The 11022-nt window shown below is 32.5% G+C and carries 11 protein-coding genes; 4 read left to right on the top strand and 7 right to left on the bottom strand.

The window, feature by feature from the left end:
- Positions 1-502: 502 nt before the first annotated feature.
- Positions 503-955 carry a terpene synthase gene (locus ACH0B5_RS17195; protein ID WP_241559389.1) on the bottom strand — a complete coding sequence of 151 codons (453 nt, stop codon included), beginning with the start codon at positions 953-955 and terminating at the stop codon, positions 503-505.
- Between the two features lie 191 nt (positions 956-1146).
- Positions 1147-1941, bottom strand: coding sequence for an IclR family transcriptional regulator domain-containing protein (locus ACH0B5_RS17190; protein WP_406928207.1), 795 nt, complete (start codon positions 1939-1941; stop codon positions 1147-1149).
- Between the two features lie 251 nt (positions 1942-2192).
- Between ACH0B5_RS17190 and ACH0B5_RS17185 the strand changes: the two genes are divergently transcribed.
- Positions 2193-2597 carry a cytidine deaminase gene (locus ACH0B5_RS17185; protein ID WP_341362957.1) on the top strand — a complete coding sequence of 135 codons (405 nt, stop codon included), beginning with the start codon at positions 2193-2195 and terminating at the stop codon, positions 2595-2597.
- 127 nt (positions 2598-2724) lie between these two features.
- Here the strand turns inward: ACH0B5_RS17185 and ACH0B5_RS17180 are convergent, their stop codons facing one another.
- From ACH0B5_RS17180 to ACH0B5_RS17170, 3 genes are all read right to left on the bottom strand, one after another.
- Complete coding sequence (locus tag ACH0B5_RS17180) at positions 2725-3147, bottom strand: hypothetical protein (protein ID WP_122973529.1); 423 nt, start codon at positions 3145-3147, stop codon at positions 2725-2727.
- Positions 3148-3308: 161 nt separating this feature from the next.
- The gene (locus ACH0B5_RS17175) at positions 3309-5465 is read right to left on the bottom strand and encodes a heavy metal translocating P-type ATPase (protein ID WP_341362041.1); all 2157 of its coding nucleotides are present in this window, start codon (positions 5463-5465) and stop codon (positions 3309-3311) included.
- Positions 5458-5826 (bottom strand): ArsR/SmtB family transcription factor, encoded by a 369-nt coding sequence (locus ACH0B5_RS17170; protein ID WP_122973531.1) that lies wholly within the window; start codon positions 5824-5826, stop codon positions 5458-5460. The genes ACH0B5_RS17175 and ACH0B5_RS17170 overlap by 8 nt, the downstream gene beginning before the upstream one ends.
- A gap of 516 nt (positions 5827-6342) precedes the next feature.
- Between ACH0B5_RS17170 and ACH0B5_RS17165 the strand changes: the two genes are divergently transcribed.
- The gene (locus ACH0B5_RS17165; protein WP_406928206.1) at positions 6343-6846 is read left to right on the top strand and encodes a hypothetical protein; all 504 of its coding nucleotides are present in this window, start codon (positions 6343-6345) and stop codon (positions 6844-6846) included.
- 410 nt (positions 6847-7256) lie between these two features.
- Positions 7257-8651, top strand: coding sequence for a nucleoside-diphosphate sugar epimerase (locus tag ACH0B5_RS17160; protein ID WP_406928205.1), 1395 nt, complete (start codon positions 7257-7259; stop codon positions 8649-8651).
- 206 nt (positions 8652-8857) lie between these two features.
- Here the strand turns inward: ACH0B5_RS17160 and ACH0B5_RS17155 are convergent, their stop codons facing one another.
- Both ACH0B5_RS17155 and ACH0B5_RS17150 read right to left on the bottom strand, forming a co-directional pair.
- Positions 8858-9013 (bottom strand): transcriptional regulator, encoded by a 156-nt coding sequence (locus ACH0B5_RS17155; RefSeq protein ID WP_341362039.1) that lies wholly within the window; start codon positions 9011-9013, stop codon positions 8858-8860.
- 133 nt (positions 9014-9146) lie between these two features.
- Complete coding sequence (locus ACH0B5_RS17150; protein ID WP_406928204.1) at positions 9147-9575, bottom strand: GatB/YqeY domain-containing protein; 429 nt, start codon at positions 9573-9575, stop codon at positions 9147-9149.
- 338 nt (positions 9576-9913) lie between these two features.
- Here ACH0B5_RS17150 and ACH0B5_RS17145 point away from each other — a divergent pair, with 338 nt between their 5' ends.
- The gene (locus ACH0B5_RS17145; RefSeq protein ID WP_406928203.1) at positions 9914-10942 is read left to right on the top strand and encodes a PTS sugar transporter subunit IIC; all 1029 of its coding nucleotides are present in this window, start codon (positions 9914-9916) and stop codon (positions 10940-10942) included.
- Positions 10943-11022 lie beyond the last annotated feature (80 nt).

Here is an 11022-nt window from a genome sequence, read left to right as displayed (position 1 = left end):
CAAAAAGAAACTAATTGGGTGGCAAACTTCTGCATTTTTAATTGCATTTTTCTGCACTTTTCTATTGCAAAATACACCTATTTATAGAATATAAAGTTGGTTGATTCATTTAGCCATTTCTCTAAACCTTTATAAGATGTAAGATATAGCTTAAACTCATACAAAAGATTATGTACTATAATTGGACTTTATAACATTACTTATCTAGATGACTTATGATGATTTCTTCTTAGATTTTTTATCAAATAAACCTAAGGCTACTACAACAGCAAGAACAATGGCAATCCAACCACTAAAATTCATTTTTTAACACCACCTTTATTTATCTACGTAAAATTTGTTTAAAAGTTTCAGAAAATCTACGGATTTACTACGATTTTATACTTCTTTTACTAACTGCTTCTTTAACAATTTGGCTAAAAAGGTGTACATTTTCTCTAATCATTTCACTACTTTACAAATTTTTCTATACCATAAGTGTAGCATGAATGTTTAGTTAAGATTAATAAACTATTACTCTTGAGATAAATGGTACCAATTTTTTTTCATCGATAGGTTGAATTTTACACTTTGATCCAACTATTTCTAACATTCTTTGATAAGTTTTAATATCCCAAGAATCATCGACATGTTCATATAAGTCTTTTTGTACAAATTCTTGGATAATAAAATTAGTAATAGAACTATTGTCCACTAAATTTCCAAAAAACTGTCTTACCATAATCGAATCATCTCTTCCTAACGGTTCATCGGATAAGATATAGATTTTAAATACATTAACAATGTCATGTATATCTTCTTCATCTAAAAAGCAAAGTGGTTCTAACCTTTTATCCTCTTCTGTAAAAGGTCCTCTCGTATCTTCGATAATGACATACGCTAACATTTTATTTTCTTTATAGAAACGAAAAATTTCTAAATCTCGTAATCTTAATTTTCTATCGATTGAAATCATTTTTCACCTATCCTAACAAATTAACACTTTTTGGAATATCTACTATTTCTACGGTTCTCTCTTATGAAAAGTTTTACTTTCCCGAGACCTATTTCAGTTTGATTAATGTTATTAAAAAATCTGCATGACTCCCCGGGAAGAATCGTGCAGATTTTTAAGTTGGAGTTGGAAATTGTTACGGTTAAGATACTTTAACGAATACTTACAATTTTCTCAATTAACCGTGCCATTTCTTTAAGCTTCGGTAAAAATTCTTCTAACAACTGTTGTTTGGAAACACGACCTGCATGAACAGAACAGTTAATGGCCGCAATCACTTGACCATTTAATTTACGAATAGGTACAGCTATGGAACGAACACCTTCCTCCAACTGCTGGTCAACTCCTCCCCAGCCCTTTTTTCGAATGTCCATTAATATCTCGTACAATTCTTCTTTATCAACAATCGTATTTTCAGTAAATTTTTTAAACTGAAACTTATTTAAACGTTCCTTTAACTCATCATCGGGTAAATAGGCAAGCAATACTTGGCCCATGGAAGTTGAAACCGCCGGCAAACGAGATCCGACTTCTAAATTAATCGACATTATTCTTTTTTCCGAAACTCTTGCCACATATAAAATATTATCATCATCTAAAATCGAAATAGAACTTGATTCACCGGTTTCTCTAACAAAAGATTCCATAACAGGTTGAGCCATCTGCCAGACGGATGTTTGAGAAGAAAGATAAACCGAACTTAACTCGATAATTTTCATAGTTAGTGAAAAATTTGCATGATCTGATTTTACATACCCTAAATATTCCAATGTAAGTAAAATTCTGCGTACTGTTGGTCGACTTAAACCGGTCATTTGGGCAATTTCACTTGTTGTTAATGAAGGATTTTCTGCACTAAACGTATTTAACACTTGAAACATCCGGTCAATTGATTGGATATAATCTTTACTTTCTTTAAAATCGTCCCTATTCATGTTCGATATCATACGATTGCCTCCACAAGTAAAAAATGTACGTTATGTGAAAATGTGTACACATAACGTACATCAACCGAAGGAAATATGCAATCAATTTATCCCATTAATTAAAGTTAACCAATAAAGAAAATTAGTATCTTTTTAGTAATTAAAAGAAACTTTATTTAGTACTGTTAAAGTACTTATTAATAATTTGTTAAACAGGAATAGCCAATTTAGCAGAAGGAACTAAATTCTGTTAATGTATTATTATAGAAAAAATTAGCATCGAACAAAAACTTTACCAAGCAATCGATTTGATAGAAAAGAGATATCCATCAGGCTGGGGTGGAGCCGCAGCCATGTATACGGAAAATGGTCAAATCTTAACCAGTGTAGCACCAGACGTTATCAATGCTTCGACTGAATTATGTATTGAAACGGGTGCCATTCTTGAAGCACATAAACTAAATACAAAAGTCACTCATACGATTTGTGTAGTAAGGGAAGATGAAAATTCCGAATTTACCGTTTTATCTCCCTGTGGTGTATGTCAAGAAAGACTTTTTTACTGGGGAGAAAATGTAAAAGCGGCTGTGACTAATCCAAATGGTAAATTGGAATATAAATCATTAAAAGAAATACAACCATATCATTGGTATAAAGCCTATCAAGGTTCATTTTAAATAGTGATATTGTTTAAGTTGTAGAAGACAAAAATAGGAACTTTCAGTTAGATGGAAGTTCCTATCTTTATTTAAATAAAGAATATTCAATTGTAAGACTTAAGCATTCCATCTAAAGATTTCCCTTTTATTTAAGTTCAATTTTATCTGTATGTTCATTCCCACTTTGATCAACCCATACGATTTCAATGGTGTAATCCACATTATCCTTTGGAGCATCTCCAAAATATAAATTTGGATAAGAAAAAGGATGTAAAGAGTATTTTGTACCATCAATATCTATGCCATTTTGGAACTTTAATTGTTCGAATATTTTTTTATCATCTTCTAAAAATAGCAATTTTTTAACTGTCAACTCTTCTTTATTTAGTTGTTGGACGGATACTTTCCATCCGATAGAGCTACCTCCAATTTTTTCATTTTTATATTCGGCTTCCCATATTTCATTTTCGGAAGTTCCTTGTAATTTGTTTTGAGAATTAGTCCAAAATACGAAACATCCTATAGCTATAATAATCGTTAAAACTAAAACACCGTAAAATTTCATCATTTTTCTTCTTCCTTTATTTTCAACTTTTCATCTCCTTCATATTATTATACACATTTTTCCAAATCCCTTTAAATTGAATGTTTTTTTATCACATATAGGAAAGAGCATGTAATTTGATCCAACTAATTATATTGAATCAAAACCATGCTCTTAAAATCTATTTATTCCTTCATTCCCATAAGACGTAGACTATTTAATGAGACGAGTAAAGTAGCACCCATATCGGATAAAATAGCAATCCATAACGTTAACCATCCTGGAACGACTAGTAGCAATGCTAAAACTTTAATTCCTATCGCAAAAATAATGTTCATTTTAATAATATTTAACGACTTGCGACTTAACTTTACTGTAAATGGTAGTTTTCTTAAATCATCGGCCATTAAAGCTATATCTGCAGTTTCTAAAGCCGTATCCGTTCCAGCTCCTCCCATTGCGATTCCAACAGTCGAAGCAGCCAATGCAGGTGCATCATTGACACCATCCCCTACCATAGCGACCTTTCCAAATTGAGATTTTAATTGTCTTATCGAATTTAGTTTATCTTCCGGCATCAATTCTGCATTAACAGTTGATACCCCAACGTAACGTCCAATCGCATTCGCAGTACTTTGATTATCTCCTGTAAGCATTATTGTTTTATCAATTCCAAGTTGATGTAATTGTTGAATTACATCCTTACTCGATTCACGCACTTCATCCGCAACAGCAATGACACCTAGAAGTTCCTTTTCTGTACCGATGATCATGATGGTTTTCCCTTCGTTTTGAAGGTCTATGAATAACCGTTCTAAACTTTCGTCAATCGTTAAAAGTTCTTTAAATAGTTTCGTGCTGCCGACATAAACTGTTTTGCCTTGTACAGTTCCTTTAATCCCTTTGCCAGTTAAAGAAGCAAAATCTTCAACCACAATATTTTGATAAACGATAGATGCTTCTTTTGCTTTATTCATGATTGCTGAAGCAAGCGGATGACCAGAACGTGATTCTAATGCTGCTAAGAGGGCTAATAAGTTCTTTTCCTCCATATTTTCGTTCAATACATGAAAATCCGTTACAACTGGAACCCCTTTTGTTAACGTACCTGTTTTATCAAAAGAAATTGCTTTAATAGAGCCCATTTCTTCTAAATAAATGCCACCTTTAATTAAAACGCCTTTTTTTGCTGCATTTCCTATGGCAGAAACAATAGATATAGGAGTTGAAATGACCAAAGCACAAGGACAACCAACGACTAAAACTGATAACCCTTGATAAACCCACGTCGACCAACTTCCACCAAAAAGTAAAGGAGGAATAGCGGCCACAATAACCGCAATCACTATAATGATTGGCGTATAATATCTCGCAAATGTATCTATGAATGCTTGGGATGGGGCCCGTTCTGCTTGGGCTTCTTCAACAAGTTCAATGATTTTCGAAATCGTCGTATCCTCGACTAATTTTGTTATTCGAACTTCAAGTAACCCTTCTTCATTTAAGGTACCTGCAAATACTTCATCGTCTTCCTTTTTATACACAGGAACGGACTCACCTGTAATGGCTGCTTGATTTACGGTTGAATTACCTTTTACGATAATGCCATCCATTGGGATTTTCTGACCTGGTTTCACAATCATCATGTCACCAATTAAAATATCCTCTACAGGTACCAACATTTCTTGATGATTCCTTTTAATAAGAGCTTCTTTTGGAGCAATATCCATTAGTGAGCGAATGGATTGTCTGGCTTTATCCATGGAAAATCGTTCAAGCGCTTCACTTATTGCAAATAAGATGACTACGACCGAAGCTTCCGCCCATTCTCCAATAATCGCTGCACCAATTACTGCAATTGTCATTAATGTTTTCATATCAAAATCAAAACGACGTAAGTTTTGTAAACCTACAATAAAAAGGGAATAACCGCCAATGACAATGGATGTTAAAAATAATAATGAAGTGAGGATGTTTCCTTCCCCATTCACGAACATCGAGAGGTATCCAAAAACAATGAAGAGAGTTGCATAAAGTAAAGTATTGTATTTTTGATAAAATGCTTCATTTTTTACTTTAGAAATTTCCTTTTCTTCCCCGCTTCGGGAACTAATTTTATCAGGAAACACTTGAAGATTCTCAAATGAACCGGCTTTCGTTAGTTCTTCGATGGAAACTTCCCCTACAACACTAATTTTTGATGCGCCAAAATTCACTTTTGCATCATGTACACCTGGAAGTTCTTTTACATTTCTTTCAAACTTTCCTGCACAATTTGCACAGGAAAAACCTTCTACACGGTATACCTTTTTTTCTTCTATTTCTTTTGTAACATCATTCATTTCGAACTCCCTCCCTTTGATGGGCGAAAGCAACTTCAATTAGTTGTTTGACATGATCATCATCTAATGAATAATAAACCAATTTACCTTCTTTTCGGTATTTTGCTATTCCTAAATTTTTCAACAACCTTAAATGATGGGATGCAGTAGCTGTAGTTGCTCCTACAATGTTTGCCACATCACAGACACATAACTCTCCACCTAAAAGTGTATAGGCAATTTTAATTCTTGTCTCATCAGATAAAGCTTTAAAAATTTTTGCCACTTCGAAGGGATTTTCCTTCGATAATTTATTTTGAATTGAAACGACTTTCTCCTCATTTATACACGTAATTTCACATACATCTTTTTCTTTATTCACTCTAGACACCCCATTTATTCAAATGAATATTTGATTGTTAAAACTAATATATTCAATAACATTCAAATAGTCAAATGATTGTTTGAATATTTTGTATAAATTTGTTCTCATTCAATTTTTTATTGTTCCCTACTTCCCATTTATTACGTCCACCAATACTATCCTGTATAAATTTTTTATAGAAATATTTTGTTATCCGCTTTTCCCCATTCGCCCCCCACAATCCTTGAGGAAATATTTATAGATTTTTCGTAAATATCTAAATCCATTTTGAAGGTGATCGAATGAAATTTATAACTAAAATTATTGGGAATAAACTTGCAATGTTTTATAACGAATTGAAGTTGAAATGATACTTTGTACTACGTTTTCATTCATCGTTATTTGTCGAACAGTTATTAAAGGATAATGCTTTTTTGAGTTGAATATTGTTATTAATAGGAGGTGGATGGTGGAAATGTAAAATAAAGGTTGAATCTTTTTGAAGTCCAAATAATATTTAAAGGGGTGTTCAATATGAGGAAATTTTTTAGCTTGACATTTGCATTACTACTATTCATGGGTATTTCTGCTCCAGCAAATGCGGCAGAGTATCATTTAGACTCGATTGAGACACATAATCATGAATCTCATAATCACGATTCACATAAACATGATCACGAAACTGTTGATATTTCAGTTGATAAAAATGGAGAGATAGGTATTAATTATGTACCATGTCCGGTAACTGGTGCAAAACATAGAATGGTTGCACGTGGAATTGGAAAACATACACTTACAAGTGGTGGTACCTTTACCGGAAACTTATATCAATGTTCAGGATGTCTTATAACGGTAACCACTTATTATAATTATTTTAATAGTGGTGAAAGAGCAAAAGGTCCAGGGAAATATGTACTTTCTTCGATACCGTTTTTTGTAGGTCCATCAGGATATGTTTTTCCAAATAAAGCGACCGTATCAGGACCAGCAAGTTCGTGGCTAACTGGTATCTTTTCAGGAATGCAGTTTACAACATAAATATAAGTGAAAACATGGCATCATTTTAAAATGCCATGTTTTCTATTTTAATAATTACATATTAAACTTAAAGCGATTGTATAACTATTAAATAGCGACCTCAAAGTTAATATTAAATTAATAGATAACATTCTCCTTCGTTACATTCCCTTATACGAAAAGTTTCTACAATTTCATCAGTGAATAGAAGGATTGATGTTCCATTTTCCCTCACAATTTTTCTATAATTTAGTTCTAGATTTCAAGATAAAGAAATATGATAGTAAAGTGGTCATATTTTGCTCCCAACAGATTACGAAAAATGAATAAATTTTTATTTATTCTAGTCGATATTTAATCCATCTACTCCAGACACTTTTTACTGCTGTTTTCGTCTAGGAAGTATATAATAGTTTTAACGGAGGTACAGCATGTTAAAAATTAAAAGTATAGATTTTATTAAAACTGTTTATGATGAATCTCTTTCGCATAATATTTTTTCTATAGCAAATATACATTTTTCCAACTATCCACCGATTAACGGAGCCCTTCTATATTGGAAAAAGAATTTGTCCCGTTCGGAATTTACTCCTGAAGGTGATTATAAATTTTTCTATGATATGGCCAATATAACTTATTACGCCTCTGTTAAGTTTCCGAAAAACATCAAATTAACGAGGGATCAAAAACAGGAATTGGCTTATATTTTATTAGACGAGCGCGGTTCAATCGGAACATATAGTTTAAAAACACATCCAAGTCGAAGAAAAAAATTCAATCCGAAATTATCTTTGGCAAAACTAGATTTCCCAAAAAACTTTGATATTAAATCCATTCCTTCATATGTTGGTCCAATTATCGATGAAATTGATATGACTCACATTCTAGATAATAATCCGGAGATGTCCAAACAATTTATTCATGATTATTGTTTTTGGAGATATAATCTAGTCAAATTGCATCCAACCGAATTTGAAGAATATCTAGATTACGTTGATTTTTCATATATTTGCTATGCTTGTGACCAATTAAATGAACAATATTTAATTGAACATCTAGATCAAGTGGATGTATCAACCCTTCAATACAATTATCCAGTTTTATCTAGACTATCAGCGTCTTTTAAAAACTACATAGTTGAACAACTTAGACGGCAAAAAATAAAAATCAACGAACATTTTGAAGGTGAAATCGAATTATTTATTGAAGATGAAACATATTTTAGCGAATATAGTACAATCCATCTTCTAGATGAAGACGAATTAATAGACGAAGACGAGGAAAAATTTGATTTCCACTTTTTTGAATATGATCGTGGACAATATAAGTGGCCAGGTAGCGAGCATATGGTCAAAGGTATCCCTTCATTAGCTTGTCAAATTTATGATGATATGGGCTATAAAAAACGGTCAAATAAGGAAATGGATAAGATTTTTAATTCCTATTCAAAAAAACAAATGGATTTAATGTGTGCGGTTTTTGAACCTCATTGGTTACATCGTTACCGGGAGCATTTAGATTGGCGTATTGTTTGTCAATATAACGGGTATTTGTCTGAAGACTTTTTAAATGCTCATTTATCTTATATTGATTTTGAAGCACTAGGAAACAATTTATGGTGTGAACTATCGGAAGCATTTATCGAGAAACATATTAATCACTTTAATCATAATCAACCCGTTCCAATAATTATCCGTCATCTTACAGAGGAACTATATTTAAATTATAGAGATAAAATTAAAGTAGACTCTGATTTGTTATATCAATATTACGGTGCTATCGGCAACGATGAATATGAACGTCTACAAGAATTATTAAGTGAATAGAACAATCGGTTATTAGAGGGCAGTGAAAGCTGCTCTTTTTTATTAATATTAGTGCAAACAAAAACAACCTTACTCTTTTCTTTTTATAAAGTAAGATTGTTTATGGGATATTTTGAATGATTTGATAAACGTTCAAGTTTAATACCTCGTTTAATTTTCCTTTTGTATTTAATGTCATTTCAACGAATTTTTCTTCAAACTCCCCTTTAGGCACTTCCTTCTAACTTTTTTGCTTGTTCATTGAAAGCTAGTAGCTGCTCCTCAGAAAGTTGGAGCACATAATAATAAAAATTAATCGGCTCTAAACCAAAATCCATACATTTTGAAACATAATAATCATATCCTTCTCGATAAACAGACATATTTATTCCTCCTTCATTTGTTATATAACAGAATATTATAATTGAAGTTAATATATAACAGAAAAATCTACTTGTCAATATGTTTTCTACACAATAAAAAAACTCGCTCAAAAAGGCGAGTTCAAAAGCTATCTTATGAAATTAAACTTTTTACTACTTTAGAAATAGTAGCACCATCTGCTTTACCAGCCAGTAGTGGCTTGGCAATTTTCATTGCTTCCCCCATATTTAATCCACTTGTAACACCAGCTTCTGTTAGTACTGCTGTAATTTCTTCTTCGGATAATTGTTTCGGTAAAAAGCTTTTTAACAGCGCTAATTTTACTTCTTCTTTTTCAATTAAATCTTCACGATTTGCTTGTTTTGCCCCATCTAACGATTGGTTCGTTTGCTTAATTTCACGATTAACAACCGCAACTTCCTCTTCTGTTGTTAAAGCTGATCCCTTTTCTTTTTCTGCTTTATCTAATGCCGATTTTAAAAGCGTTAAGACACCCTTTGCAATCACATTTTTTTCTTTCATTGCTACTTTTAATTGCTCGAACACTATTTCTTTTAACATGTAGTTCTTCCTTTCGTTATATATACTTTTCCATTCATTAGGAATGGTTGAATACTATTACTATACACCGAATCCCTTCATGATACCAAGGCTAAGAAAAATCGTTTCCATTTTTCTAAAATACCTTTTAAAATTCGCAAAACTCTACTTGATGCAACGATAAAGATATTTTCATTTATATGATATATTTCTACAAAAAATCGTTTTCATTCTGTATTACGATTGTTATCTTACATAACTGTGTTATATTCAGAAAATTTAGTATTGAAATAATCTTCCTAACTTATATAATAGTCTTACCATTAAAGAGTGACACCTAGAGAGGATTTGAATGAGTTATGAAAGAGTTTTTTAATAAGCTATTAACTGGAATGAGTTTAGGAATTGTTGTTTGTTTAATCCCCAACGCCCTTGTTGGTGAAATATTAAAACTTCTCATTCCCTATGCACCATTTCTAGAAACGATATTAAATGTTTCTATCATCGTCATGAGTCTATTACCAGTCATTATTGGCGTAATGATCGGTATACAATTTAAATTAACGCCTATTCAAACATGTTCTGTAGGATTAGCTGCATTCATTGGAAGTGGAGTTACTACAGTAGCGACAGATGGAACGATGACAATCGCAGGTATTGGTACGGTTATTAATATTGGTTTAACAGCAGCACTAGCCGTATTATTTGTGCAATGGTTAGGAACGAGATTAAAAGACTGGACATTGCTAGCAATGCCAGCGTTAACGATTTTTCTTCCTGGGATTATTGGATTATCAATCTTACCTTATGTAAAAAATAGTTCATTGATAATTGGTGAAGGGATTATGTATGTCACAAGCCTTCAACCAATCGTAATGGGGGCAATCATAGCCATGATTTTCTCCATTTTAATTTTATCACCAATTTCAACGATTGGGGTTGCAACGGTTATTATGCTTTCAGGTATTGGTGCTGGAGCAGCAAACCTTGGTGTTTGTGCATCAGGTGTTGGTATGTGTATCGCAAGTTACCGTGCTAACAATTTTGGTACAGCGATTGCCCATATTGCTTCTGCTAAAATTCAAATGCGTAACTTCTTTATGAAACCAAAAATTGCCTTTCCAATGATTTTAACGGCAGGAATACTAGGAGGACTTGGAGGGCTATTCCAAGTAATCGGTACTCCATACAGCGCTGGATTTGGACTAGCAGGATTCGTTGGACCTTTAAAATATTTAAACTTAGTTGGCTGGAATACTGAAAGCATCATTATTTCAATTACATTATTTATTGCATTACCGATTATATTAAACTTAGTTTTCTTAAAACTTTTCGAAGCGAAATTAAAATGGTTAAAATATGAAGATTATAAAGTAACTTACGAATAAGGGAAAGAGGCTGGGACAAAACCCACCTCTGAAATGAAAAGCCGGTGAAATTTTACGATAAGTAAAATTTCACCGGCTTT

This window comes from Ureibacillus sp. 179-F W5.1 NHS, assembly GCF_045369345.1.
Taxonomy (GTDB): Bacteria; Bacillota; Bacilli; order Bacillales_A; family Planococcaceae; genus Ureibacillus; species Ureibacillus halotolerans.
Note: the sequence above shows the minus strand (reverse complement) of the source record. Positions and strands in the feature narration are given on the sequence as shown.

Coding starts and splice junctions, on each gene's coding strand:
- ACH0B5_RS17175 (WP_341362041.1), bottom strand. CDS start 5,465: ATGAATGATGTTACAAAAGAAATAGAAGAAAAAAAGGTATACCGTGTA.
- ACH0B5_RS17190 (WP_406928207.1), bottom strand. CDS start 1,941: ATGATATCGAACATGAATAGGGACGATTTTAAAGAAAGTAAAGATTAT.
- ACH0B5_RS17160 (WP_406928205.1), top strand. CDS start 7,257: ATGTTAAAAATTAAAAGTATAGATTTTATTAAAACTGTTTATGATGAA.
- ACH0B5_RS17195 (WP_241559389.1), bottom strand. CDS start 955: ATGATTTCAATCGATAGAAAATTAAGATTACGAGATTTAGAAATTTTT.
- ACH0B5_RS17150 (WP_406928204.1), bottom strand. CDS start 9,575: ATGTTAAAAGAAATAGTGTTCGAGCAATTAAAAGTAGCAATGAAAGAA.
- ACH0B5_RS17155 (WP_341362039.1), bottom strand. CDS start 9,013: ATGTCTGTTTATCGAGAAGGATATGATTATTATGTTTCAAAATGTATG.
- ACH0B5_RS17180 (WP_122973529.1), bottom strand. CDS start 3,147: ATGATGAAATTTTACGGTGTTTTAGTTTTAACGATTATTATAGCTATA.
- ACH0B5_RS17145 (WP_406928203.1), top strand. CDS start 9,914: ATGAAAGAGTTTTTTAATAAGCTATTAACTGGAATGAGTTTAGGAATT.
- ACH0B5_RS17165 (WP_406928206.1), top strand. CDS start 6,343: ATGAGGAAATTTTTTAGCTTGACATTTGCATTACTACTATTCATGGGT.